We start from the raw sequence: 23,548 nt of genomic DNA on the forward strand, positions 1-23,548 counted from the left end.
CCGGCGGCGGGCGCCTCGAGGTGCTAGACTCCTCGATTCCCCAGATTCAATCGCCAGCCCAGATGCAGCTCGGAACCCATCACTTCGCGGACCCCGTCGTGTTCCTGGCCCCCATGGCCGGGGTGAGCGATCGCCCGTTCCGGCTGCTGGCCCGCCGCCTGGGCGCCAGCGCGGCGGTATCCGAGATGGTCACCTCCAACACCCGGCTGTGGGCCAGCGACAAGAGCCGCCACCGGCTGGACCACCGTCAGGAGCCGCGCCCGTGCATCGTCCAGCTGCTGGGCAACGAACCCGAGCCGCTGGCCGAGGCGGCGCGCGAGAACGTGCGCCGGGGCGCCGACGTGATCGACCTGAACCTGGGCTGCCCCGCGAAGAAGGTCTGCAGCAAGGCCGCGGGGTCGGCCCTGCTGGGCGAGCCGGAGCGGGTGCGCGAACTGCTCCAGGCGCTCACGGAGGCCGTCACCGTGCCGGTCACGCTGAAGATGCGCCTGGGCCTGGACCGCGAGCGAATGAACGGCGAAGAGATCGCATCCATTGCCGAGGCCTGCGGCATCGCGATGCTGACCGTGCACGGACGCACCCGGGCCGATGCCTACCGCGGGCAGGCGGACCATACCGCGATCGCGCGCATCGTCCGGTCGGTCTCCATCCCGGTGCTCGCCAATGGCGACATCACGGACCCGGACACGGCGATGCGGGTACTGGATACCACCGGCGCGGCCGGGGTGATGATCGGACGCGCCGCCCAGGGCCGGCCCTGGCTTCCGGGTCAGATCCGCGCCGCGCTGGCCGGCGAAGCGATCCCGCCGGCACCGGCCCTGGCCGCGCGCCTGGCTCTGATCGAGGAACACGTCACCGGCCTGCACACCCAGTACGGCGAACCGCAGGGTGTGCGTATCGCGCGCAAGCACCTGGGCTGGTATCTTCTTGGTCTGGGTCTCGACGAGGCCCGCACCCGGGCGGCCCGGGCTGACCTTCTCGCCGCCCCCACGGCCAGCGAACAACTGCGGCGCCTGCGCGCCCACCTGACGGGAATCGCAAGCGAGGCTGCATGAGCGTGAACATGCCACTCGAACAGGACCCGGACGTCCAGGAAGCATCGGTTGCGGCCACACTCCCGTCCGACTGTGTGCTGGCGGACTCGGTCCGGCGAGCGCTGGATCAGTATTTCGAGACCCTGGACGGGCAAAGCAGCCACGACCTTTACGCACTGGTCATGAACGAGGTGGAGCGCCCCCTGCTGGCCAGTGTGCTGGAGCGCTGCGGGGGCAACCAGAGCCGCGCCGCCGCCCTGCTCGGGCTCAACCGCGCCACCCTGCGCAAGAAGCTGCGCGCCCACGGGCTGGTGGAGGCCAACGGGAACGGCAACGGGAACGGCGCCGCGACCTGACGTTCGGTTCTGGTCACAGGAAGCCAGGAAGGCCGGAAGAATGACTTCGGTTTCCGATACGGACACCATTTACGGCCAACTGGAAAAACCAACAGGTTACTGATGCAGGGCCTGGCCAATGATCGCCCCGAAATGCGCGGCATCACCAGCCAGCCTGCAGCCAATCGCTGCTTTCCCCTTCCAATCTTCCCGTCTTCCTGTAGACCGCCCTTCTCGGTGTCCCCTGTGTCCTCAGTGGTTCAATCAGCCCGCCGCTAGTCCTTCCAGGCGAGACGGTTCAGGGCCGTCCGGTGCAATTCCGGAGTGGCCGCGGCCAGGACGTTCGCGGTCTTCAGGTCGAGCTCGCCACCGGAGAGGTTGGTGAACACGCCGCCCGCCTCGCGCACGATCACCGCCAGTGCGGCGATGTCCAGGATGTTGACGTCGGACTCGATGATCAGGTCGATGCTGCCACGTGCCAGCAGGTGGTAGTGGTAGAAATCCCCGTAGCCGCGGGTGCGGTTGACCTCGGCCATAATGCCGCCCAGCGCGGTCCACCCCTCGGGGCTCTGCGCCAGGGACTTGAGGTTGCCGGTGGACAGCGAGGCGCGCCCGAGATCGACGGTCTTCTCGACCGCAATCGGGTTGCCGTTCAGGAAGGCGCCCTGGCCCTTCTCCGCCCAAGCCCGTTCGCCGAACTGGATGCCGTTGGACAGCCCCAGGATCAGCTCGCCCTTGTACATGAGCGCGATCTGGGTGGAGAAGAACGGGTAGCGCCGCACGAAGCTCTTGGTCCCGTCGATCGGGTCGATCAGCCAGACATAGTCGGAGTCCATGTCCGACTGCCCGGTCTCCTCGCCATAGAAGCCGTGGTCCGGAAAGTGCTCGCGGATCACCTGGCGGATCGCCTGTTCGCTCTCCACGTCGGCCCGGGTCACCGGGGTGTCGTCGGGTTTGGTTTCGACGTCGACACCCGCCTCGTAGTAGTGGCGGATCACCTTCTCGGCGGCATCAGCGGCGGCCTGGGCGGCCTCCATGAACGCGCTTCGCGACATGTTCGTGTCCCCTCGAAAAAAGGCCATAGCTTAACATGCGCCCTATTCGCCGCTGACCCGGGGCGACCCTGCCGCCTTCGCGGGTTGGTTGTCGCCGCCAGGTCATGCCCCGATAATGCCGCGATTCTTTCGAGGAGCCGGAACATGTCCAAGAAGCTGCCCGACGTCAGCAATATCGAACGCCTGGAGTTGTTTGGCGAGGACTACAACCCCACCGCGACCATCGAGAACGTGGACGGCCAGAGCCTGTCGCTGCAGATCTACTACCAGCTGGCGCTGGATTACGGCGGCATCGGCCCCAAGGCGGCCAACTCCGGCCTGCTGCTGTACGGCAGCCACGCCGATGACGCCCGCGCCAACCCGGGCAAGCACCCGAACATCGACCGGCTGATCGACGTCCTCAACAACGACTACTACCTGTCGGTGAAGGCCGTCCCGAAGCGCGGGAGCCAGGCCGGCTAACAACCGGGCCTAGACCCGGTTGGCGTAAAGCAGTCGCCAGCCCCGGGTCGGATGCCGATGCAGGCGGGTGCGGCTGGCGTAGTCGCACTCTAGCTGGTACAGGCGGTCGTCCGGCACGCCCAGCACCCAGCCGACCAGCGCGCGTATCACCCCCGCATGCACCACCATCAGCACCCGTTCCGACTGCAGCGGCCGCAAGGCCCCATCGAAACCGGCCTCGACCCGGCGGCGAAAGGCCGTTAGCGGCTCCGCACCGGCCGGGCGCGCGTGCACCGGGTCGGCATAGAACGCGCGGTATTCCTCCGGTCGATCCCGCTGCAGGTCGACCCGGGTACGCCCCTCCCAGTCGCCAAAACCGATCTCGCGCAGGTGCGGCTCCAGGATCAACGGAAGGTCCTGTGTGGAGGCGTAGTGCTCGGCAAACGCGCGGCAGCGCTGCATTGGCGAGCTGACCACATACTGCCACTCCTCCTCGCCCCGGACCGCCCGCTCCATCTGGCTCCAGCCGCGCGCGCTCAGCGGGTCGTCGCAGCCATGGCCGCGGTAACGCTGGCCGCCCTCCGGCTCGCCGTGACGCAGCAGGTCCACAATCATGCGCTCACCTCGTGCAGTTCCTGCCGCAGGCGCGCCCAGTCGAAATGGGGGCCCGGATCCGTCTTGCGTCCCGGGGCGATATCGCTGTGGCCGGCCAGCGCATCCGGCCCGATACCCGGCCAGCGGGTGCGGACCCAGCCAATCATTCGCGCGAGCGCGGCGTACTGCGCCGGGGTAAAGGGATCCTCGTCGGTCCCCTCCAGTTCGATCCCGATGGAGAAGTCGTTGCAGCGCTCGCGTCCCTGCCACCGCGACACCCCGGCATGCCAGGCGCGTCGGGAGAACGGCACGAACTGGGTCGCCTGGCCCTCGCGGTCGATCAGCACATGGGCGGAGACGCGCAGGCCGCCGACCTCGGCAAAGTAGGGGTGGGCATCCGGATCGAGCCGGTTCTGGAACAGCTCGGCGACGTGCCCTCCACCGAACTCGCCCGGCGGCAGGCTGATCGCATGCACCACGATCAGTTCCGGTTGCTGACCGGGCGGACGCTCATCCTGGTTCGGGCTGTCGAGGCGCTGCGCCGGCGGGTACCAGTCCCGGTCCGGCGTGACGGTTTCGGCGTGCAGGGATTTCACGGCGCCTCCTCGGGCGGTCGGGCCAGTACGGCCGCCAGCACCTCGCGCAACAGGGGCAGGCGCGGCGGGGCTTCCAGGCGACCGTGATAGGCCCCCGCCTGAAACACGAACAGTGCCGGCAGATGGAAGACCTCGAACTCCCGTACCAGGGCGGTATCGGTCTCGGCATCCACCTCGAACAGCGCCGGCGCATCCCCCGCCGTCTGCCATTCCGCCAGGACCCGCCCCATGACCTTGCAGGCCCCGCAGCCCTGGCGCGTGAACAGGATGACCGCCGGCCCCGGGACATCCATCAGGTGCTGATGAAAGTCGAACTGGGTCAATATCGGGAGCGACTCCCGGCCCGCGGCGGATGCCGCGGCACGCGGTCCGTTGGTCAATGGATTACCCTCACCGCTGCTGTCTTTATGAATCGGGGATCGTGGGTTAGTTTACGCGCCCCGCTGCGAAGGAATCGACCGCCCCGGTGTCCGAACTGAATCCCCAACAACAGGCCGCCGTGACCACCACGGACCGCCCCCTGCTGGTCCTGGCCGGGGCGGGTTCCGGCAAAACCCGCGTGATCACCGAGAAGATCGCTCACCTGATCGAGCGGCGCGGCCTCGCCGCACGCCAGATCGTGGCGATCACCTTTACCAACAAGGCCGCGCGCGAGATGCGCGAACGCGTCCAGGGGCGGCTGTCGCGCGAACAGGCCCGGGGCCTGAACGTCTCCACCTTCCACACCTTCGGGCTCAACTTCCTGCGTCGCGAGCTGCAGGCGGCGGGGCTGCGCCCCGGCTTCTCCATCCTCGACCCCGGTGACTGCCGGCAACTGCTGCGCGAGATTACCTACCGCGACGATACCGGCTCCGAGGTCGACGCCCTGATTGGCCACATCAGCCGCTGGAAGAACGACCTGATGACCCCGGAAGAGGCGCTGCACGAGGCCAGCCAGATGAGCGACGCCCCGGAGGCGATCGCCGCGGCCAACCTCTACCCGCGCTACGAAGACGCCCTGCGCGCCTACAACGCAGTGGACTTCGACGACCTGATCAAGCGCCCGGTGGACTGCCTGCGCGACGACCCGGAACTGCGCAACCGCTGGCAGGACCGCATCCGCCACCTGCTGGTGGACGAATACCAGGACACCAACTCCGCGCAGTACCAGCTGGTGCGCCTGCTGATCGGCGTCAGCGACGGCCTGACGGTGGTCGGCGACGACGATCAGTCGATCTACGCCTGGCGCGGCGCGCGCCCGGAGAACCTCGCACGCCTGCAGCAGGACTTCCCGCGCCTGGAGGTGATCAAGCTGGAGCAGAACTACCGCTCCACCAACCGCATCCTGCATACCGCGAACGCGCTGATCGGCAACAACCCGCACGTGTTCGAGAAGCGCCTGTGGAGTGCGCTCGGCGAGGGCGAGAAGATCGAGGTGATCGGCTGCTCCGATGCCGACACCGAGGCCGCGCGCGTGGTCTCCGAATTGATGCGCCGGCGCTTTCGCCTGAATGCGACCTGGGGCGACTTCGCCATCCTCTACCGCAGCAACCACCAGTCCAGGCTGTTCGAGAAACTCCTGCGCGAGCAGGGCATCCCCTACCGCCTGAGCGGCGGGCAGTCGTTCTTCGAGAAGGCCGAGATCAAGGATCTGGTCGCCTACCTGCGCCTGCTCGCCAACCCGGACGACAACACCGCCTTCCTGCGCGTGGTCAACGTGCCGCGCCGCGAGATCGGCCCGGCGACCCTGGAAAAGCTCGGCCACTACGCCAACCAGCGCGGGGCCTCGCTGCTGCAGGCCGCACGCGGCGCCGGTCTGTCCGAGTACATGGATGCCCGCGCCCAGGCGCGGCTGGAGCGCTTCACCGACTGGGTGGACGGCTTCCAGCGCCGTGGCGCCGAGGAGGCACCGGACACCCTGCTGCGCGCCCTGATCGAGGACATCGACTACGAGTCCTGGCTACTGGAGAACAGCCCCAACCCCCGTGCCGCGACCCGGCGCATGGAGAACGTGCGCGAGTTCATCGACTGGGTCGGGCGCATGGGCGGCGGCAACACCAGCGCCGAATACGGCGACGACGAGGCCGACGACGAGCGGACCATGGACCTGGCCGACATCGTCAACCGCATCAGCCTGATGGACATCCTCGACCGCAACCGCGATTCCCAGGACAGTAACGAATCCGTGCAGCTCCTGACCCTGCACACCGCCAAGGGCCTGGAGTTTCCGCATGTCTGCCTGGTCGGCTTCGAGGAAGAACTGCTGCCGCACCGGGTCAGCGTCGAGGACGACTCCATCGAGGAGGAACGGCGGCTCGCCTACGTCGGCCTGACCCGCGCCCAGCAGACCCTGCTGATCACCTACGCCCAGCAACGCAGCCGTTACGGCGAGACCATCGACTGCGAACCCTCGCGCTTCCTCGACGAACTCCCCGAGGAACACCTCGACTGGCCGGACGCCAAGCCGCCGGACCCCGAGACCCAGCAACTCACCGCCCGCGCCCACCTCGCCGGCCTCAAGGCCATGCTGGAGAAGTAGCCCACCCGGGCCCTGCTTACTTCAGCAGTTTCAGGCCAACGCGGGTGATGCGGGGGCCGTCCATTTCGCGGATGACCAGGCGCATCGGGCCGAGATCGACGGCGTCGCCGACGACCGGCTCGGCCTGGAGTTCACGGCGCAGATAGGCCTCGAGGGTGTCGCCCTGGCGCTCGGGCGGGACCGGTGCGCCGTAGGCCATGCCCACCGCGCCCAGCTGGGCATCGCCATTGAGCGCGAACTCGCCGAACACGCTGCGTTCGGTGAGGCGCTCCGGCACCTCGTCCTTGGGCACGAACAGGCGGTCGAGGTCCGGCAGGTCCGCCGGCGCGACCATGATGTAGAGGTGGTCGCCGGCGTGCAGGTCCAGCAACTCGAGCGTCTCCAGCAGCTTGCCGTCACGCAGGTGAGCCACCACCCGCGCGGTGCCCGGCAGGCGGAAGTTCGACCACGCCTCGCGCACCACCGGCGTGGTCTCTGCCAGGCGATAACCAACCAGTTCCATCTCCTGCTGGCCGGGGATATCCAGCTCGGTACGCTGCACCCGCGCCGTGGTGGGTGGCAGCTCCAGGCCCAGCCAGCGCGCCGAGGGCGCGACGGTCCAGCCCTGCACCAGCAGCGAGATCAGCACCACGAAGAAGACGACATGGAAGAAGTGGCCGGCCAGTTCCAGCCCGGCCAGCAACGGGAACAGGGCGAGGATGATGGGCACCGCCCCGCGCAGGCCGACCCAGGCGATGAAGACCTGCTCGCGCCAGGGAAAGTGGAATGGATACAGGCAGATCCAGACCGCCAGCGGGCGCGCGACCAAGATGAGCATGGCCGCCACCAGCCCCGCGTCCAGCGCCACCGGCGGCAGGCCCGAGGGGGTCACCAGCATGCCCAGCATCAGGAACATGCCGATCTGCGCCAGCGAGGCGATGCCGTCGTGGAAGCGCTTGATGTTCTGCGAGGCCTCCAGCGGGCGGTTACCCAGCAGCAGGCCGGCGAGGTACACCGCGAGGAACCCGGAGCCGCCGACCAGGCCGGTAAGCCCGAAGATGGCCAGCGCCCCGGCCATCGCGAACAGCGGATAAAGCCCGGCGGCCATGGGCACCCGATTGATCAGGGCCAGCAGGGCCAGGCCGCCCCCGACGCCCAGCACCGCACCCAGGCCCATCTGCTGGATGAACTCGACCAGTACCACCAGACCGAACTGCTGATCGGGCATCAGCAGCAGTTCGATCAGCACGATGGTCAGGAAGATCGCCATCGGATCGTTGGAGCCGGACTCGATCTCCAGCGTGGCCCCGACGCGGCTTTTCAGCTCCAGCCCGCGCGAGCGCAGCAGGGAGAACACGGCGGCGGCATCGGTGGAGCCTACGATCGCCCCCAGCAGCAGGCCCTCCAGCCAGGACAGGCCCAGCCACCACACGGCGAACAGCCCGGTCAGGCCGGAGGTCACGAGCACTCCGACGGTGGCCAGCCCCAGCGCCGGCTTCAGCCCGATCCGGAAATTGCGGGCCGGTGTGCGCATCCCGCCGTCGAACAGGATGATCGCCAGGGCGGCCGAGCCGACCAGATACGCAAGGGTGATATTCTCGAAGACCAGACCGCCCGGGCCTTCCGGGCCCAGCAGCATCCCGATCACGAGGAACACCAGCAGCAGGGGCACCCCCAGCCGCGAGGTGATCACGCTCGACAGGATGCTCCCCAGCAACACGATCGCGGCCAGGAAGATGATCTGGTTGGAGAGGTCCATGCGCCAATCATACCGGAACGCCATTGCCCCTCGAGGACGGTCACCCGACCGCAGGATGCGGGCGTTGCTGGCTGCGACGGCCCTTGGCTTGGCGGCCGCAGGCCCGACCGCCGGCGCGGAAACCGGCGTGGATGCCCTGCACTTCGAGTTCGAGAACGACCTGTTTGCCGGCGAGGACCGCTACTACACTAACGGCGTGCGCATCGGCTGGACCCGCAGCGGGGAAAAGGTCCCCTCGTGGCTGCGAAGCGTGGCCGACTTCCTGCCCTATTTTGTGGAGCGCGAGGAGCGTGGAAGGCTGAAATCCGCCATCCACCTGGGCCAGAACATGTACACGCCGGAGGACATCGAACGCTCGCCCGCGGACCCGGACGACCGCCCCTACGCGGGCTGGCTGTACCTGAACTTCAGCCTGGCCGAGGAGCACGGCGACCGCCTGGACCGCCTGCAGGTCACCCTCGGCACCGTGGGGCCGGCCTCCCTGGCGGATCGCACCCAGAAAGAGGTCCACAGCTGGTCCAGCGCGCCGCAACCCCGGGGCTGGGACGACCAGATTGGCAACGAACCAACCCTGATGGTGGGCTACGAGCGTCAGCTAAGGGGCTACACGCGGCATGCCGCGAGCGGCTGGGGCTGGGATTTGACCCCGCACTGGGGCGCAACCGTCGGCAGCCCGTTCACCTTCGCCAACGCCGGGGCGATCATGCGGGCCGGGCGCAACCTCCCGCGCGACTACGGCCCGACACGGATCAACCCCGCCCTGTCCGGGTCGCATACCTTCGAACCGACCGGCAGGCTTGGCGGCTATTTCTTCGCCGGGGTCGACACCCGCCTGATGGCCTACGACCTGTTCCTAGACGGCCCGCTGTTCCGCGACGGCCCCTCGGTGGACAAGCACCCGCTGGTTGGCGAACTCACCGCCGGCGCGGTCTTTCATGTGGGCGGCGTGCGGATCGGCTACACCCACGTGTGGCGTTCGCGCGAATTCAGCGGCCAGGCCAAGGGCGCGGCCGAATTCGGCTCGCTGCATGCCACCTGGCAGTTCTGAAGCCGCCCGCGGGCAGTTTCAGAACACTGCCGCCTCGACATCCGGGTAGGTGGTCGCCACCGAACGGTCGATCTTGTCCTCGAACCCCGGATAGGCCTCGACCAGATCGCCCATCCGCTCGCGCACCAGGGGCACGGTCTCGAAGTCGGCCAGTCCCTGTTCCACGCCTTCCTCAATGGCATCCCACAGCGTGACCAGATAGCGCTGCAGCCGCTCCAGGGTCGCGGCATCCTCGAGACGGCCATGCCCGGGGACGACCACGGCGGGTTCCAGTGCGATCAGCTCGTCCAGAAGATCGATCCACTGCGCGACATCGCCATCCCACACAGAAGGCGCGCGATCACTGTAGACCACATCCCCGGCCAGCAGGACGCGCTGCCGTGGCAGCCAGACACTCAGATCACCCGGCGAATGGGCGCCCCCGGACGGGATGATCTCGACCTCGGTCCCGCCGAGGTCGCGGGTAATGCGCTCATCGACTGCGGTATCGGGCAACCGCAGCGTGGTATCGCCAGTCGCCCCTTCGGTCATCTCGCGGAAGTTCTCGACCCAGCCCTCGCCTTCGTCCTCCATGCGCGCAATCGCCGCCGAGCCGGCCATGATCTCCGCCTCCGCGGCAAAGGCCGCATTGCCCAGCCAGTGGTCGCCATGGCTGTGGCTGTTCACGATCCAGCGCACCGGCTCGTCGGTGACCCCGGCGATCGCTTCGCGCAGGGCCACACCCATCGTCTCGGAGGAGCCGGTGTCGAACACCAGCACCCCGTCACCGGTCACCACGAACGCCATGTTCGCGTTCCAGCCCAGGTTCTCGCGACTGGGGAAATCCCGCGCCGGCGTCATCACCGCATAGACCCCGGGCGCCACCTCCTCCGGGGTCATCGCGTAGTCCCCGGGTGCAGCCGCGGCCGAGGACCCGGCGAGCCCCACCTGCGGCATCACCATCATCGCCAGGACCAGGGGCCAAAGGCTCATTCCCTTCCATCGCTGCATCTCGTCACTCCCCATACCCGGCGACGTGCCGGCGGCCTCACTCGATAGACTGCGCGGACGTGCCAAAGTGCCGCCCCCGCCCCGCTCCCGTCGTCGACGTGCCACGAGCACGAATGCGTTAGCATCCGAGCATACCCCTGCACGGAGCCCGCTGTGCGCCGAATCTCTCGAACCTTCCTGACCGGCCTGGCCGCCATCCTCCCGGCCGCCATCACGCTGGCCTTGCTGTGGTGGCTGGGGAGCACCGCCGAGGAGGTGCTGGGAGGACTGTTGCAGGCCATCCTGCCCGATCTGCTGTACTTCCCGGGCATGGGGATCCTGGCCGGCATCGGCCTGCTCTTCGGCGTGGGGGTACTGCTCCAGGCCTACGTGGTCCGCTGGCTGTTCGACTGGCTGGAAGGGCTGATGCAGCGCATCCCGGTGGTCAAGACCATCCACGGGACCGTGCGCGACGTCACGCGCCTGGTCTCCGGCGACATCCACGAGCAATTCGGCCAGGCCGTGCTGGTGCAGCTGCCCGGCACCGACTTCAAGCTGGTCGGCTTCGTCACCCGCGAGGATTTCGCGGGTCTTCCGGACAGTCTCGGCGGCCCCGACACAGTCGCGGTCTACATGCCCATGAGTTACCAGATCGGCGGCTACACCCTGATGCTCCCGCGCGAACGCATCGAACCGCTGGAGCTGTCGCTGGAGGACGCGATGCGCTATGCCCTGACCGCCGGCGTCTCCGCGCGCCAGGAAAAGAGCTGAACGGGTAGAATCCGCCGCATGACGGAACACGATTCCAAGCCAAGGATCCTCGTCGGTGTCAGTGGCGGCATCGCCGCCTACAAGGCCTGCGAGCTGGTGCGCGAGCTGAAGCGCGCCGACTGCGAGGTGCGCGTGGTGATGACGGCCGGCGCCCGCGCCTTCGTAACCCCGCTGACCTTCCAGGCCCTCTCCGGCGCGCCGGTACGCACCGAGCTGCTGGACGCCGAGGCGGAATCCGGCATGGACCACATCGCCCTGGCGCGCTGGGCCGACCGCATCGTGGTCGCCCCGGCCAGCGCCAGCCTGATCGCCCGCTACGCCCAGGGCCTGGCGGACGAGCTGCTGAGTACGCTGCTGCTGGCCACCACCGCGCCGGTCGCGCTGGCACCGGCGATGAACCATCGGATGTGGGCCCACCCGGCCACGCAGGCGAACGTCTCGACCCTGATCGAGCGTGGCGTGGCCCTGATCGGGCCGGACAGCGGCGACCAGGCCTGTGGCGAGCAGGGCGAGGGCCGCATGCGCGAGCCCGCCGCGATCGCGCGGGAGCTGCTGCAACCGGCACACGCCCCGCTGGCCGGGCGCCACGTACTGATCACCGCCGGTCCCACCTTCGAGCCGATCGATCCCGTGCGCTTTATCGGCAACCGCAGCTCCGGGCGGATGGGCTTTGCCCTAGCCGCGGCGGCGCGCGACGCGGGCGCACACGTGACTCTGGTGCATGGCCCGACAGCCGAGGCCGTACCCACGGGCGTCGCGGGCATCGCCACGGAGACGGCCGCCGCCATGCACGCCGCGGTGATGGAACGCCTGCCCGAGGCCGACATCCTGATCGCGGCTGCGGCCGTGGCCGACTACCGCCCGGCCGAACCGCAGGCACAGAAGATCAAGAAATCCGATCCGGTGATGCACCTGGCGCTGGAGCGCACCCGGGACATCCTGGCCGAGGCGGCAACACAGGCGGCCTCGCTCCCCCGACGCCCGTTCCTGGTCGGCTTCGCGGCCGAGACCGAACACCTGCGCGAACATGCGGAGGCCAAGCGCCGCGCCAAGGGGCTCGACCTGATCGCCGCCAACCGGGTCGGCGAGGGCCGCGCCTTCGGCACGCCCGACAACGAACTGCTGTGTCTCTGGGAGGGCGGCGAGCGCCAACTCCCCAGCCAGCCGAAGACCCAGCTGGCCCGGGCGCTGATCGACCTGATCGTCGATCGCCTGGAACACCGCTGATCGAATGCGAAACGGACAAGGACCCCGCATGCCCGCCCCCGAGATTGACCTGAAGATCCTGGACCCGCGCATGGGCGCGGACTTCCCGCTGCCCGCCCCGGCCACCGACGGCTCGGCCGGCGTTGACCTGCGCGCGATGATCGAGGCCCCGCTGACGCTGGAGCCGGGCGCCGCCGAACTGATCCCGACGGGCCTCGCGATCCATATCGAGGACCCGGGCTACGCCGGGATGATCCTCCCGCGCTCCGGGCTGGGCCACAAGCACGGCCTGGTGCTGGGCAACCTGGTCGGCCTGATCGACGCCGACTACCAGGGGCCGCTGATGGTCTCCTGCTGGAACCGGGGCGCGAACGCCTACACCCTGGAGGTCGGCGAACGCCTGGCGCAGCTGGTCATCGTCCCGGTCGCCCAACCGAAGTTCCGCGTCGTCGAGGACTTCGAGGCGACCGCCCGCGGCGCGGGCGGCTTCGGCTCCTCGGGCCGGGGCTGAGGAGGCGCTACTCCAGGGCCGAGGCAGGGCCGAAGAACTCGTAGTTCACCTGCGCGTCGGGAATACCCATCCCGCGCAGATGGGCGCGTACCTGCTGCATGAAGGGTCTGGGCCCAAGGAAATACACGTCTACCTCGCGGCTGTCCGGCAGCCACTCGGCGAGCTGCTCGCGGCTCAGAAAGCCCTCCGCGTGCGGGGCATCGCTGGGGCGCGGCTCGCTGTAGCAGTAGCGCTGCGTCAGCTTCGCGGTGCGCTCGGCCTGAGCATTCAGCCAGTCACGAAACGCGTGCACGCCGCCGTGGCGCGCGCAGTGCACGAAGTGGACCTCGCGGCCCTGTGCCAGCGCCGCCTCGGTCATCGCGACCGCCGGGGTGATACCCACGCCCGCGGTCACGAAGGCCACCGGCCGGTCCGCGGGCCGCAGCACGAAGTCTCCGGCAGGCGGGAACACGTCAAGGAGGTCGCCCGCATCCACCCGGTCATGCAGGAAGGTCGAGGCGACACCGCCCGGCTCGCGCTTGACGCTGATGCGCAGGGTCTCGCCATTCGCGGCGGCCGACAGCGAGTAGTTCCGCCGGAGCTCCTCGCCCTCGATCATCAGACGCAGGCCGAGATACTGTCCCGCCTGGTGCGGCGGAACCGGTTGCCCGTCGACCGGCTGCAGATAGAACGAGGTGATCTCCTCGCTCTCCGGAACCTTGCGCTGGACCCGGAACGGGCGCGCGCCACGCCAGCCCCCGGGCTGCTGTTCGTTCGCGGCGTTGGCCTGCTCCTCCGCGGCGATCAGGATATCCGCCAGCTGCTGGTACGCCGCCCCCCAGGCGTCCAGCACGGCATCGGTCGCCACCGCTTCGCCCAGCACCTCGCGCATCGCCTGCAGCAGGCAGCCGCCAACGATCGGATAGTGCTCCGGCTGCACCTGCAGCGATACATGCTTGTTGACGATCTGCCCCACCAGCGGGCCCAGCGACTCCAGCTGATCGATGTGGCGGGCATAGTTCAAGACGGCATTCGCCAGCGCACGGGACTGTTCGCCACTGGCCTGATGGGCCTGATTGAACAGGGGCCGAACCTCCGGGTGGTCGCGCAGCATGATCCGGTAGAAGTGCCCGGTCAGGGCCTCACCTCCGGCCTCCAGAATGGGTACGGTCTGCTGAATGATCGCTTTTTGCTCGGTGGATAGCATGTGTCGCCTCAGTTGATATATATGACGCGCAGCTTTATACCCTCGTACTAGCGGCCGGTCAAATCATACTGATGGTACGGATCTTTTAAGGCGCGCCCTCCGCGGTTCTTGGGCACAGTGCTAAACTGCCGCGCTGCAAAGATCGACAACCGGACCCAGCATGGATACCCAAACGGCCCATTCCGTAGCCCATGTCCTGATCGAGGCGCTGCCCTATATCCAGCGCTTCGCGGGCAAGACCATCGTGATCAAGTACGGCGGCAACGCCATGACCGAGGACCACCTGAAGGCCTCGTTCGCGCGCGACGTCGTGCTGCTCAAGCAGGTCGGCGTGAACCCGGTGGTCGTCCACGGCGGGGGCCCGCAGATCGGCGAGCTGCTCAAGCGTCTGGGCAAGGAGACGGAGTTCGTCAACGGCCTGCGGGTGACCGACCGCGAGACCATGGACGTGGTGCAGATGGTGCTCGGCGGGATCGTGAACCAGGAGATCGTCTCGCTGATCAACCGCTTCGGCGGGCGCGCGGTGGGGCTCACCGGCAAGGACGGCCAGATGATCCGCGCCACCCCGCTACGCGACTATGGCGCGGCCGAGGGCCAGCCGACCGTGGACCTCGGCCATGTGGGCGAGGTCGAAGGCGTGGACCCGGCGATCGTGCATACCCTGGACGAGAGCGATTTCATCCCGGTGATCGCGCCGATTGGCTTCGACCGCGAGGGCAAGGCCTACAACATCAATGCCGACACCGCGGCGGAAAAACTCGCGGTGGTGCTGGATGCGGAAAAGCTCTTCCTGCTGACCAACACCCCGGGCGTGCTGGACGGCAACGGGGAACTCCTGCCCAAGCTGTCGGCCCCGCAGGTGGACGAGATGATCCGCGACGGGACCATCCACGGCGGGATGATCCCGAAGATCCGCTGCGCGCTGGATGCCGTGCGCAGCGGGGTCAACGCCACGCATATCGTCGACGGCCGCGTGGAACACGCGGTCCTGCTGGAGCTGCTGACCGACCAGGGTGTGGGAACGCTGATCAGCCGCTAGGAGAACGATTAATGCCCGCGACCGCTATTCGCGGCCGTTCATGACCAGTTGCTGGAAGTCGCGGCGATCCAGGTCCAGGCGTTCGTGGATCGCGGACAGCCGGTCGCGCTGGCCTCGGCGGTACTGGCGCTCCCGGGCGATACGGGCGTCCAGCTCCTCCAGTTCCGCGCGGTAACGGTCGGCCAGCGGAGAACCCTCGTTCGCGCCGTCCAGCTGCCGCCGGATACGCTCGCGCTCGCGCAACAGCGTCTTTTCCTGCGCCTCGCTGCGCTGGATATTCCCGGCAATCGAGCGCTCGCGGCGTTCGCGCAGCTCCTCGATCTCGTCCAGCGAGGCATAGGCACGGCGCAGCTGCTGCTCGCGCGCGGCACGGTCCTGGCGCGCGCGCTGGGTCGCCTCCAGGTCGCGTTCCGCCTGCTCGCGCTCGGCGGCGGCCTGCGCTCGTTCCTCGGCGCTCATCGGGGCCGGCAGGATCTCGCGCATGCGGCCCTCGGAGTCGTAAATCCGGCGCTCGCGCTGGCTGGTCTCCGGCTGCGGAGTGCTGGAGTAGTGTACGGTCCCGTCATCATCCACCCAGCGGTAGATGTCGGCCTGTACCGGAACCGCCAGCCCCAGCAGCAGCACCGCGGCCACCCACGATTGCCACAGGCCTTCCCGCTTCCGGTTGCACGCACCCCAAATGACCATTCTCGAACACCTCGGACTCGCATTGATCGCCATCGTCGCCAACGGCTTCTCCGCCCTGGCGGGTGGCGGGGCGGGCCTGCTGCAGCTGCCCGCCCTGATTTTTCTGGGGCTTCCCTACCCCGTGGCGCTGGCCACCCACAAGATCGCCTCGGTGGCGCTGGGCGCCGGCGCCGGCCTGCGCCACCTCAAGAAAAGCACATTCGAGCCCGCGCGCCTAGGCATTATCCTGCTGGCCGGTCTGCCTGGGGTGCTAATCGGTGCCTGGCTGGTGCTCGGCATCCCGCCTCGGGCCGGCGAGATCGCCCTGGGCCTGCTGACCATCGGCCTCGGCTGGTACTCCTGGCGCCGCCCGCAACTGGGGCAGACGGTGCGCACCATCGGCTTTTCCTGGGGCCACGCCCTGATCGGGGCCGCCGGGCTGTTCCTGATCGGCGTGCTGAACGGCTCCCTCGCCTCGGGCACCGGACTGATGGTCACCCTGTGGCTGGTGCGCTGGTACGGCATGAGCTACACCCAGGCGGTGGCCTACACCATGGTCCTGGTGGGCCTCGTCTGGAACGGCGCCGGGGCGTTGATGCTCGGGACGCTGGGCACCGTGCAGTGGGACTGGCTGCCGGCCCTTCTGGTGGGGAGCTTCGTCGGCGGCTACCTCGGCGCCTGGGCGGCCCAGCGCTACGGCAACCGCCTGGTCAAGCGCGCCTTCGAAGTCGTCACCGTCCTCACCGGCATCGCCCTGCTCCTCCCCGTCCCCTGACCGGGTCCGGCGCCAAAGGCTCGCAAGAAAAAGCCGACAGGAAGAAGGGAAGACTGGAAGCGGGCGCTGAGGAGGGTGCCTCGATCCCAGATCGACAGCCACGACAAGTACGCGGCCACGGGCAGCACCAGGACGACCCAAATGGCTTTCACCAGTTTCTATCTTCCAACCTTCCAGTCTTCCTGTGAAAGGCCTTTGACCTGCAGCCCCTGCCTTCGTGTGCTTCGTGGTGAAAAACCCGGTCTATTCGTCGGGCTCGGTGGCGGTGGGGATTTCGCAGCGGTTGAGCAGATCGAAGTGTTCGATCCCCTCGAGGATGCCGCGGGCGTGGGTGGCCCCGGCGAAGTAGATGCGCTGGAAGCCGCGCAGGCTCTCGAGTTCGGGCTGGTGATTGCCCACCACCACGCCGAGCAGCCGGCCGCGCAGCATATCCTCGTCGTTTCCCGAATCGCCGGCGACCAGCACGTGCTCCAGCGGAATGCCCCACTTGTCGGACAGGTAGCGCACCGCCAGTCCCTTCGACGCCCGCACCGGCAGCAGGTCGAGGAACCGATCGTGGGAGTAGATCACCCGCGCGTGCAGGTCCTCGCGGTAGAGCCGCGTCTCCACGGTCTCCGCGTCCAGACTCCCGGGGGGTTCGACAAAGAAGCTGACCTTGAATGCCCGCTGGTCCGCATCCGGCTGCAGGACCAGGTTCTTCTCCTGGCGCAGGCAGTCGCGCAGCCGGTCCGGCTCCCAGCGATGGCTGATGTGACGCGCCCAGCCGCGATCCTCGGTCTGTTTGGCGCCGTAATGGATCTCGCTCCCCACCGAGGTAATCCAGACATCCGGCGTCGGCACGCCGTGCTCCTCGAGGATCGCCGCGGCGGAGTCGATGCGCCGCCCGGTGGCCACGCCGAAGGCGACCCGCTTGCGGTTACGCTTGAGCCAGGCGACAAACGCGCGGGTGGCCTTGTCGTCGCCCAGCAGGGTGTTGTCGATGTCGGTGATCACGGCGCGATCCATCTGCGCCAGGTGACTGGAGACCCGGCGCTCGTGATGGCGCGCCTGGCGCACCTCGCGGGTCAGCGATTTCACCAGCTTCACGTATTTCTCGGCGTGGCCGTCCCAGGAATAGTGCTGGCGCACGCCCTTGAGCCCGGCGCGCGAATAGCGCTGCCAGCGCGGCCGGTCGGCCAGGATGCCCTGGATGGCGTCGGCGATCCCCTCCGGGTCCAGCGGGTCGATCAGCTGGCCGTTGTGGCAGCGCGAGATGATCTCCTCCGGCCCGCCGTCGTTGGTGGCCACGATCGGGGCGCCGCTGGCGGCCGCCTCGATCAGGGTCAGGCCGAAGGGCTCGGTCAGCGCCGGGTTCACGAACACCCCCTTGCTGGAGGCCACCAGGCGGTAGAGGTCGGGCACGTCCTCGGAGTCATGGTGCTTGGGATACGCCACCTGGCCGTAAAGGTCATGGCGGTCGATACGCAGGAGCAGGTCGGTCAGGACATCCCGTGCGCCCTTGTCCAGGTCCGCGATGTCGTCACGGTTGCCGGCGACGATCAGCAGGTTGGCGTTCTCGCGCAGCCAGTCATTCCCGGCGTATGCCTCGACCAGGGCGCGGATGTTCTTGCGCTCGTCGGCGCGCGACAGCGCCATGATCAGCGGCCGGTCGGGGTAGCGCAGGAAGCGGCGGATCTCCGGCCAGATAGCCGGCTTGCGCTCCCCGCGCTTCGGCGGATGAAACCGCGCCAGGTCGGTACCCGGCGGGATCACTTCCATGCGTTCCGGCTGGTAGTTGTCGTAGGCGGCGTACTGTTCGCCGATCTCCTGGCGGGTGCTGGCGATCACCCGATGCGCATGCGCCAGGGCCTCTTCCTCGGCGTGGATCCGGGTGGAGATGTTGTAGCGGGCCTCGATGTCGGCATCCGACATCCCGCTCTCGCGCAGGCGTTCGCGCTTGACCCGCCCCAGCGAATGGCCGGTCTGGAGCATGGGGGCGCCCAGCAGGTTCGACAGCTGCACCGCGACATGTCCGGCATCGGCATAGTGGCCGTGGATCACGTCCGGGCGCAGGCCCACGCCGCGGATATGCCCCAGGGCGTTGTCCGCGAAACAGTCGAGGTAGGGCCACAGCTTTTCCTTGCGCAGGTAGCGCCGCGGGCCGCAGTCCAGCCGCACGATCCGGGCCCCGTCGCCGAGATCCTCCTCGGGCTCGGCGTAGTCGTCGGCTACCTTGCTGTCGACCACGCGGCGGGTGAGCAGGTCCACCCGGCCCACCTGCGGGTGGCGCGCCAGGGCCCGCGCCAGTTCGACCACGTAGAGCGTCTGCCCGCCGGTGTCGGCATCGCGCCCCAGTTCCAGGTCCTGCCCGCGGATCAGACCGTGGACACTGATCAGGACGAGGTAAAGGCCTTCGCCATCACGAGACTTGCTCTGGGTCTTTTTCATGGCACCTCGGGTTCCGGGCTGTCGAACAGGCTCAGGGTCTCGGGGTTGTCGATCAGGCCCTGGGAGACCAGCACGGCGGTGGCCGACCAGGTCTGGCGATAGTTGGCGCGTCGCCCGACCAGGCGGCCGTGGCGCCCGTCGTAGTACTCCGGCCAGTGGTCGCGATGCAGGCGCTCGGCCGCGACCGCGTGCACACTGCGCGCCAGGTCGGGCCGCCCGACCCGCATGGCGGCCCCGGTGAACGCCCACAGCAACGCCGGCCAGTTGCCGCCGTTGTGGTAGGACCACGGAGTATTCTTGGGGTCGGACCCGGTCAGCAGACGCCATTCCTCGCCAACCATCGCCGGATAGCAGATCTTCACCGGCATGGTCCCGATCAGGTCCTCGAAGCGCTGCTCGAAGGTCTGCATAATCGAGCGCGACTGGTGCTCGTCGGCCAGCCCGAACAGCACCGCCAGCAAGTTTCCGAAGCTGAAGAACCGGAAATCCATCCTTCCCGGCCCGAGGTTACCGACCAGGTAGCCGCTCTCCGACGGGATCCAGTCCACCAGCCAGTCGGGGATACTCTCGGGGTAGATATTCAACGCGTTCTCGGACTCGTGGCCGAAGTGCTCGGTGCGATAGCGGTGGATATCGTTCAACCGCTCTAGATCCAGCCAGTAGTAGTGGCGGATGTAGTCCGACAGCTGCCGGGTACGGATCGCGGACTGCTCGCACAGGAGTTCGGAATCCCGGTCGCAGGGCTCCAGCATCGCCAGTGAGGCCTTCAGCATCCCGTAGAACAGCGCCTGGATCTCCAGCGGGTGGCCGAACACCCCCATGCGCCGGTCGATCATGAAGCTGCCGTCCGGCACCAGCAGGGTCGGGAAGACCTCGAAACGGTCCTGCAGACAGATGCTGAGGATCAGGCGGATGCCGCGCTGCACATCCGCGCTCTTGATGAATTCGTGGTCGCCGGTGCGGTTCTGGTAGGCGCGCAGCAGCAGTACCCACCACATCATGGAATCCACCGGGGCGACGCGTCCGATCGCCCGGTCGCCAAAGTCCGCGGCCAGGGCCTCGCGGCCGTTCTCGTCGGTGAACACCCGGAAACTCGCCGGCATCACTCGCGGCAGCCGGCGGTGACCCTCGATCTCCTCCTGCGTATCGCGGATCTGCAGGATCAGCGCGAGGAAGTCCCGCACCACCTCGGGCTCGTCGTTCAGCAGATAGACCAGCCCCGAGGGCACGAAGTCGCGGATAAAGCAGTCGGCATAGTTCTCCGCCGGCGCCCGCTCGTCCAGGCTCGCCACGGTGCCGACCGTGCGCCCGCGATAGCGCACCTCGGCATCGCGCAGCAGCTGATAGGCGGATTCGAGCGTCGGATTCCGGGCGTCGGGGGGGAGCTGATTCATGACCCCGAGTCTATGGAAAGCGGGCCCGATGTGCACGTGTCACGGACCCCTTCCACGCGGCGCTCAGGCGGACTCGGGGTGGCGCGGCATCGGCGGCTCGGCGGCCGGCCGGGCGAACAGGTAACCCTGACAATAGTCGACCCGATCCTTCAGCCAGCGCCATTCGTCGGCGGTCTCGATCCCCTCGGCCACCACCTGAATATCCAGGTCGCGGGCCAGCTCCACGATCTTGTCGAGGATCTTCTGCTGGTAGATATCGCCATCGATGCCGCTGACCAGTTCGCGGTCGATCTTCACGAAATCCGGGCGCAACTGGGAAAGCATGTTCAGCGAGGCGTAGCCGGCCCCCAGATCATCGAGCGCCACCTGGAATCCGGCCCGGCGGTAGCGCTCCACGATCCGTGACAGGTGCTCGATGTCCGTGACCTGATCGCTCTCGATCACCTCGAACACGAAACCACTGGGCCCGGCACGGCCGGCCGGGCGCGAGTTGATCTCGCGCACCGTCGTCTCCAGGCAGAAGGCCGGATCATAGATGGCGGTCGGGTTGAAGTTGATGAACAACCGGCTGCCGATCCCGCGCTCGCTGGCCCGGCGAATCGCGTTGATGCGCGCCGAGCGATCCAGATGGAACAGCAACTCGGCATTGCGCGCCGTCTTGAACAGCTCCGGTGGCGGGATGGGGTCGCCACCCGGCGTGGAGGCCCGTACCAGCGCCTCGTAGGCGAAGACCTCGGCTGGGTCGGCCGCGTGCACGATGGGCTGGAAGTGGAAGTCCAGGGCATCGTTGGCCAGGATCGCGGAGAGATCGCGGGCATTATGCCGGGCGATCAGCGTGGACAGCAGGTGGGTATCCTGCAGATGCCCGAGCCCGAAGTCCTCGCCCTCGGGCACGAAGGTCGCGCGACAACCGGCCTGCTCCGAGCTGCTCAGGGCCCGCTCCAGGCGCACCAGCATCTCGCCCAGCCCGCCGGCACCCTTCACCGGCAGGGCCAGAATCCCCGAGGTCGGCTCGGCACAGGGCAGCCGTTCGTCTACCATGCGCTGACGCAGGGCCGCGCGAGTATGCGCCAGAACCGGCGCCAGATAGAGGGTGCCGGAGGCCGCCGGCAGCAGGTCAATACGTTCGCAATCGGGACAGCCCACGACCACCTCCAGCGGTCTTGTCTTCGGTCCGGGCCGAGAACCCGGGGTGTTCCTCGGGGTCCCATCACCACAGACCCTCGTCTGTTGGCAGACAATCCTATCGACCCGGAGGTTGCATGAGTCAATCCGATCGTCCGACGGACGCCGAACTGCGCGAACGCCTCACGCCGGAACAATACCGCATCGCCCGCGAAGGCGGTACCGAGCGCCCCTTCACCGGCGCCTACAACAACCACAAGGCCGACGGCACCTACCACTGCGTCGCCTGCGGTGTTCCCTTGTTCGACTCGCACGCCAAGTTCGACTCCGGCTCCGGCTGGCCCAGCTACACCGCGCCGGTGAGCGAAGGTGCCGTCGACGAACACCGCGACCGCTCGCTGGGCATGGAACGCACCGAGGTCCGCTGCGCGCGCTGCGACTCGCACCTGGGGCATGTCTTTCCCGACGGCCCGGCGCCGACCGGGCTGCGCTACTGCATCAACTCGGCGGTCCTCGACTTTCATCCACGCGACTGACACCAGCATCGCCCCCGGGCCATGACGGCCCGGACGATCCTTGAAGGGACTCCTATGCCCGGCCAGACCACCCCGCGCGAGCGCGCGAATGTCCTGATCCTTGCCCTCGGGCAGGCCCTGTTCCTGATCGCCGCGGTCACGGTGATGACCCTGAGCGGCGTGGTCGGGGAACGCCTGGCGGCCGATCCGGCCCTGGCCACCCTGCCAGTCGCCGCGATGATGGTCGGCACGCTGGTCAGCACCCTGCCGGCCTCGCTGTTCATGAAGCGCTTCGGGCGGCGCACCGGCTTCCTGCTGGGCACCAGCGTGGGCGGGGGCGGCGGTGCCGCGCTGGCCGCCGCCGGCGTCTTCGCCGAGGGCTTCTGGCTGTTCGTACTGGGCAACCTTCTGCTGGGGGCCTACCAGGCCTTCGCCATGTACTACCGCTTTGCCGCCGCCGATGTCGCCAGCCCCGCCTTCCGCCCGCGCGCCATCTCGCTGGTGATGGCCGGCGGCGTCGTGGCCGCCTTCCTCGGCCCGTGGAACGCCCACCACGCCCAGGCCCTGTTGCCGGGCACGCCGGAGGCCGGCCCCTATCTGGTCCTCGGCGCCCTGGCCCTGCTGGCGATGACGCTGCTGGCCTGGCTGCGCGTGCCGGCGCCACCGCCGGAGGAACGCGGGCCGGCCCGGCCAATGCGCGAGATCCTGCCGCAAGGGCGCTTCCTCGTCGCGCTGACCGCCGCCGCGCTGGGCTATGCGGTCATGGTGCTGCTGATGACGGCGACGCCGCTGGCCATGCGCCACGCCGGCTTCGACATGGGCCAGATCGCCCTGGTCATGCAGTGGCATGTATTGGGGATGTTCGCCCCCTCGTTCGTGACCGGCCATCTGATCACCCGCCTCGGGATCAAGCGCATCCTGGCGCTCGGCAATGCGCTGGTGCTGTTCAGCGTGGCGATCGCCGCGCACGGGGAGACGCTGGCGCATTTCTGGCTGGCGCTGTTCCTGCTGGGGGTGGGGTGGAATTTCCTGTTCATTGGCGGCAGTACGCTGCTGACGACCACGCATACGGCCACCGAGAAGGGCAAGGTCCAGGGCGTGAACGACCTGACCATCTTCACGCTGGTCACGGCCGGGTCGCTGCTGGCCGGGGCACTGCTGCGACCGCTGGGATGGGACGGGATGAATCTCGCGATGCTGCCGGTGATCGCGGTACTGACCGTCGCTATCCTCTGGCTCTGGCGTGATGACGCCCGCGCCCCGGCGCGCGCCTGACCTCGCCACACGCCCGCCACGAACGCTGAAGGCTTCGCTATCGCTGATTGGCTGGCCCCGGTTCGTCGCTGGTGTTTACGGTGCCTTCGGTCCGGCGCCTGCCTCGCGGTGGCTGGTCCTGGTTCGTCCTCCGGAGTTTACGTGCCTCCGGTCCGCCGCATGCCAGGCGCTGACTCGCCAGCGCGCCGCGAGGTACTTCTTTGCTCGTGCAAAGAAGTACCCAAGAAACACGCCCGACTGCCGCGACCCCGGCCCGCTGCGCGGGCCGGGGTTTCCCTCGCTCCGAGGCTTTTCGCGGGCGGCGCTGAACTCGCTGCGCCTTCGGCTCCG

Annotated in this window: 23 protein-coding genes; 12 read left to right on the plus strand and 11 right to left on the minus strand. The window is 68.3% G+C overall.

Translation table 11 applies throughout. The features are described 5' to 3' along the window. Positions 1 to 62: 62 nt before the first annotated feature. Together dusB and F793_RS0104325 are read left to right on the plus strand one after the other, a co-directional pair. Positions 63 to 1,055 (plus strand): tRNA dihydrouridine synthase DusB, encoded by a 993-nt coding sequence (gene dusB / locus F793_RS0104320; RefSeq protein WP_018882549.1) that lies wholly within the window; start codon positions 63 to 65, stop codon positions 1,053 to 1,055. Next, on the plus strand, positions 1,052 to 1,390 hold the full coding sequence (locus F793_RS0104325) for a helix-turn-helix domain-containing protein (RefSeq protein ID WP_018158446.1): 339 nt from the start codon (positions 1,052 to 1,054) through the stop codon (positions 1,388 to 1,390). Before dusB ends, F793_RS0104325 begins: the two co-directional genes overlap by 4 nt. A 254-nt stretch (positions 1,391 to 1,644) precedes the next feature. On the opposite strand, the gene F793_RS0104330 is transcribed toward F793_RS0104325, so the two are convergent. Next, complete coding sequence (locus tag F793_RS0104330) at positions 1,645 to 2,406, minus strand: inositol monophosphatase family protein (protein WP_017942595.1); 762 nt, start codon at positions 2,404 to 2,406, stop codon at positions 1,645 to 1,647. A 162-nt stretch (positions 2,407 to 2,568) separates the two neighbouring features. Here F793_RS0104330 and F793_RS0104335 point away from each other — a divergent pair, with 162 nt between their 5' ends. After that, the gene (locus F793_RS0104335) at positions 2,569 to 2,886 is read left to right on the plus strand and encodes a DUF2322 family protein (protein WP_017942594.1); all 318 of its coding nucleotides are present in this window, start codon (positions 2,569 to 2,571) and stop codon (positions 2,884 to 2,886) included. A 9-nt stretch (positions 2,887 to 2,895) separates the two neighbouring features. Here the strand turns inward: F793_RS0104335 and F793_RS0104340 are convergent, their stop codons facing one another. Genes F793_RS0104340 through F793_RS0104350 form a run of 3 tightly spaced genes read right to left on the minus strand, consistent with a single transcriptional unit; the run spans position 2,896 to position 4,378 of the window. After that, positions 2,896 to 3,480 carry a histidine phosphatase family protein gene (locus F793_RS0104340; protein WP_018876623.1) on the minus strand — a complete coding sequence of 195 codons (585 nt, stop codon included), beginning with the start codon at positions 3,478 to 3,480 and terminating at the stop codon, positions 2,896 to 2,898. Next, positions 3,477 to 4,055, minus strand: coding sequence for a 1,6-anhydro-N-acetylmuramyl-L-alanine amidase AmpD (gene ampD / locus F793_RS0104345; RefSeq protein WP_018882548.1), 579 nt, complete (start codon positions 4,053 to 4,055; stop codon positions 3,477 to 3,479). Before ampD ends, F793_RS0104340 begins: the two co-directional genes overlap by 4 nt. Then, positions 4,052 to 4,378, minus strand: a complete 327-nt coding sequence (locus F793_RS0104350) for a co-chaperone YbbN (protein ID WP_018882547.1) — start codon at positions 4,376 to 4,378, stop codon at positions 4,052 to 4,054. Before F793_RS0104350 ends, ampD begins: the two co-directional genes overlap by 4 nt. Positions 4,379 to 4,521: 143 nt before the next feature. Between F793_RS0104350 and F793_RS0104355 the strand changes: the two genes are divergently transcribed. Beyond that, entirely contained in the window at positions 4,522 to 6,573 is a 2,052-nt protein-coding gene (locus tag F793_RS0104355) for a UvrD-helicase domain-containing protein (protein WP_018882546.1), read from the plus strand. Between the two features lie 16 nt (positions 6,574 to 6,589). Here the strand turns inward: F793_RS0104355 and F793_RS0104360 are convergent, their stop codons facing one another. Next, a complete protein-coding gene (locus F793_RS0104360) occupies positions 6,590 to 8,311 on the minus strand; it encodes a potassium/proton antiporter (RefSeq protein WP_019592782.1) in 1,722 nt (573 codons plus the stop codon). Between the two features lie 55 nt (positions 8,312 to 8,366). On the opposite strand from F793_RS0104360, the gene F793_RS0104365 reads away from it, so the two are divergent. Continuing rightward, positions 8,367 to 9,359: a lipid A deacylase LpxR family protein gene (locus tag F793_RS0104365; protein ID WP_051074733.1), complete on the plus strand. Its 993-nt coding sequence runs from the start codon at positions 8,367 to 8,369 to the stop codon at positions 9,357 to 9,359. 18 nt (positions 9,360 to 9,377) lie between these two features. On the opposite strand, the gene F793_RS0104370 is transcribed toward F793_RS0104365, so the two are convergent. Continuing rightward, positions 9,378 to 10,331, minus strand: coding sequence for an MBL fold metallo-hydrolase (locus F793_RS0104370; protein WP_018876629.1), 954 nt, complete (start codon positions 10,329 to 10,331; stop codon positions 9,378 to 9,380). Between the two features lie 171 nt (positions 10,332 to 10,502). Between F793_RS0104370 and F793_RS0104375 the strand changes: the two genes are divergently transcribed. From F793_RS0104375 to dut, 3 genes are read left to right on the plus strand one after another with little or no spacing between them, the layout of a single operon-like run. After that, positions 10,503 to 11,099 (plus strand): DUF502 domain-containing protein, encoded by a 597-nt coding sequence (locus F793_RS0104375; RefSeq protein ID WP_018865453.1) that lies wholly within the window; start codon positions 10,503 to 10,505, stop codon positions 11,097 to 11,099. Positions 11,100 to 11,117: 18 nt separating this feature from the next. Beyond that, the gene (coaBC, locus tag F793_RS0104380; RefSeq protein ID WP_018882543.1) at positions 11,118 to 12,326 is read left to right on the plus strand and encodes a bifunctional phosphopantothenoylcysteine decarboxylase/phosphopantothenate--cysteine ligase CoaBC; all 1,209 of its coding nucleotides are present in this window, start codon (positions 11,118 to 11,120) and stop codon (positions 12,324 to 12,326) included. Between the two features lie 28 nt (positions 12,327 to 12,354). Further along, positions 12,355 to 12,816 (plus strand): dUTP diphosphatase, encoded by a 462-nt coding sequence (gene dut, locus F793_RS0104385; RefSeq protein WP_018879687.1) that lies wholly within the window; start codon positions 12,355 to 12,357, stop codon positions 12,814 to 12,816. Positions 12,817 to 12,823: 7 nt separating this feature from the next. Here the strand turns inward: dut and hmpA are convergent, their stop codons facing one another. Further along, positions 12,824 to 14,002 (minus strand): NO-inducible flavohemoprotein, encoded by a 1,179-nt coding sequence (gene hmpA, locus F793_RS0104390; RefSeq protein ID WP_018882542.1) that lies wholly within the window; start codon positions 14,000 to 14,002, stop codon positions 12,824 to 12,826. A gap of 160 nt (positions 14,003 to 14,162) precedes the next feature. On the opposite strand from hmpA, the gene argB reads away from it, so the two are divergent. Further along, positions 14,163 to 15,041 (plus strand): acetylglutamate kinase, encoded by an 879-nt coding sequence (argB, locus tag F793_RS0104395; RefSeq protein ID WP_018865449.1) that lies wholly within the window; start codon positions 14,163 to 14,165, stop codon positions 15,039 to 15,041. Between the two features lie 24 nt (positions 15,042 to 15,065). Here argB and F793_RS0104400 read toward each other — a convergent pair whose 3' ends face one another. Next, a complete protein-coding gene (locus tag F793_RS0104400; RefSeq protein WP_196799339.1) occupies positions 15,066 to 15,728 on the minus strand; it encodes a DUF4124 domain-containing protein in 663 nt (220 codons plus the stop codon). Between F793_RS0104400 and F793_RS0104405 the strand changes: the two genes are divergently transcribed. Continuing rightward, complete coding sequence (locus F793_RS0104405) at positions 15,721 to 16,482, plus strand: sulfite exporter TauE/SafE family protein (RefSeq protein WP_018865447.1); 762 nt, start codon at positions 15,721 to 15,723, stop codon at positions 16,480 to 16,482. The two genes, F793_RS0104400 and F793_RS0104405, sit on opposite strands and share 8 nt — an antisense overlap. Before the next feature lie 243 nt (positions 16,483 to 16,725). Here F793_RS0104405 and F793_RS0104410 read toward each other — a convergent pair whose 3' ends face one another. From F793_RS0104410 to F793_RS0104420, 3 genes are all read right to left on the minus strand, one after another. Further along, complete coding sequence (locus F793_RS0104410; RefSeq protein ID WP_018882541.1) at positions 16,726 to 18,909, minus strand: HAD-IIB family hydrolase; 2,184 nt, start codon at positions 18,907 to 18,909, stop codon at positions 16,726 to 16,728. Beyond that, positions 18,906 to 20,303, minus strand: a complete 1,398-nt coding sequence (locus F793_RS0104415; RefSeq protein WP_018876633.1) for a glycoside hydrolase 100 family protein — start codon at positions 20,301 to 20,303, stop codon at positions 18,906 to 18,908. The genes F793_RS0104410 and F793_RS0104415 overlap by 4 nt, the downstream gene beginning before the upstream one ends. A gap of 63 nt (positions 20,304 to 20,366) precedes the next feature. After that, complete coding sequence (locus F793_RS0104420) at positions 20,367 to 21,449, minus strand: EAL domain-containing protein (protein ID WP_018882540.1); 1,083 nt, start codon at positions 21,447 to 21,449, stop codon at positions 20,367 to 20,369. Positions 21,450 to 21,565: 116 nt separating this feature from the next. On the opposite strand from F793_RS0104420, the gene msrB reads away from it, so the two are divergent. Both msrB and F793_RS0104430 read left to right on the plus strand, forming a co-directional pair. After that, positions 21,566 to 21,964 (plus strand): peptide-methionine (R)-S-oxide reductase MsrB, encoded by a 399-nt coding sequence (msrB, locus tag F793_RS0104425; RefSeq protein WP_018865443.1) that lies wholly within the window; start codon positions 21,566 to 21,568, stop codon positions 21,962 to 21,964. 54 nt (positions 21,965 to 22,018) lie between these two features. Next, positions 22,019 to 23,218: an MFS transporter gene (locus F793_RS0104430; protein ID WP_018882539.1), complete on the plus strand. Its 1,200-nt coding sequence runs from the start codon at positions 22,019 to 22,021 to the stop codon at positions 23,216 to 23,218. The last annotated feature ends 330 nt before the right edge of the window (positions 23,219 to 23,548 follow it).

Origin of the sequence: Thioalkalivibrio sp. ALE22, assembly GCF_000381445.1 — a bacterium.
In the GTDB taxonomy this organism is placed as follows: domain Bacteria; phylum Pseudomonadota; class Gammaproteobacteria; order Ectothiorhodospirales; family Ectothiorhodospiraceae; genus Thioalkalivibrio.

What these genes read in the sequence shown, in the direction of transcription:
- msrB (WP_018865443.1), top strand. Translation starts at nt 21,566, where the DNA reads ATGAGTCAATCCGATCGTCCGACGGACGCCGAACTGCGCGAACGCCTC.
- hmpA (WP_018882542.1), bottom strand. Translation starts at nt 14,002, where the DNA reads ATGCTATCCACCGAGCAAAAAGCGATCATTCAGCAGACCGTACCCATT.
- F793_RS0104335 (WP_017942594.1), top strand. Translation starts at nt 2,569, where the DNA reads ATGTCCAAGAAGCTGCCCGACGTCAGCAATATCGAACGCCTGGAGTTG.
- F793_RS0104430 (WP_018882539.1), top strand. Translation starts at nt 22,019, where the DNA reads ATGCCCGGCCAGACCACCCCGCGCGAGCGCGCGAATGTCCTGATCCTT.
- coaBC (WP_018882543.1), top strand. Translation starts at nt 11,118, where the DNA reads ATGACGGAACACGATTCCAAGCCAAGGATCCTCGTCGGTGTCAGTGGC.
- F793_RS0104360 (WP_019592782.1), bottom strand. Translation starts at nt 8,311, where the DNA reads ATGGACCTCTCCAACCAGATCATCTTCCTGGCCGCGATCGTGTTGCTG.
- F793_RS0104400 (WP_196799339.1), bottom strand. Translation starts at nt 15,728, where the DNA reads ATGGTCATTTGGGGTGCGTGCAACCGGAAGCGGGAAGGCCTGTGGCAA.
- F793_RS0104330 (WP_017942595.1), bottom strand. Translation starts at nt 2,406, where the DNA reads ATGGAGGCCGCCCAGGCCGCCGCTGATGCCGCCGAGAAGGTGATCCGC.
- F793_RS0104405 (WP_018865447.1), top strand. Translation starts at nt 15,721, where the DNA reads ATGACCATTCTCGAACACCTCGGACTCGCATTGATCGCCATCGTCGCC.
- F793_RS0104415 (WP_018876633.1), bottom strand. Translation starts at nt 20,303, where the DNA reads ATGAATCAGCTCCCCCCCGACGCCCGGAATCCGACGCTCGAATCCGCC.
- F793_RS0104370 (WP_018876629.1), bottom strand. Translation starts at nt 10,331, where the DNA reads ATGAGCCTTTGGCCCCTGGTCCTGGCGATGATGGTGATGCCGCAGGTG.
- F793_RS0104340 (WP_018876623.1), bottom strand. Translation starts at nt 3,480, where the DNA reads ATGATTGTGGACCTGCTGCGTCACGGCGAGCCGGAGGGCGGCCAGCGT.
- dusB (WP_018882549.1), top strand. Translation starts at nt 63, where the DNA reads ATGCAGCTCGGAACCCATCACTTCGCGGACCCCGTCGTGTTCCTGGCC.
- dut (WP_018879687.1), top strand. Translation starts at nt 12,355, where the DNA reads ATGCCCGCCCCCGAGATTGACCTGAAGATCCTGGACCCGCGCATGGGC.
- argB (WP_018865449.1), top strand. Translation starts at nt 14,163, where the DNA reads ATGGATACCCAAACGGCCCATTCCGTAGCCCATGTCCTGATCGAGGCG.
- F793_RS0104365 (WP_051074733.1), top strand. Translation starts at nt 8,367, where the DNA reads ATGCGGGCGTTGCTGGCTGCGACGGCCCTTGGCTTGGCGGCCGCAGGC.
- F793_RS0104410 (WP_018882541.1), bottom strand. Translation starts at nt 18,909, where the DNA reads ATGAAAAAGACCCAGAGCAAGTCTCGTGATGGCGAAGGCCTTTACCTC.
- F793_RS0104325 (WP_018158446.1), top strand. Translation starts at nt 1,052, where the DNA reads ATGAGCGTGAACATGCCACTCGAACAGGACCCGGACGTCCAGGAAGCA.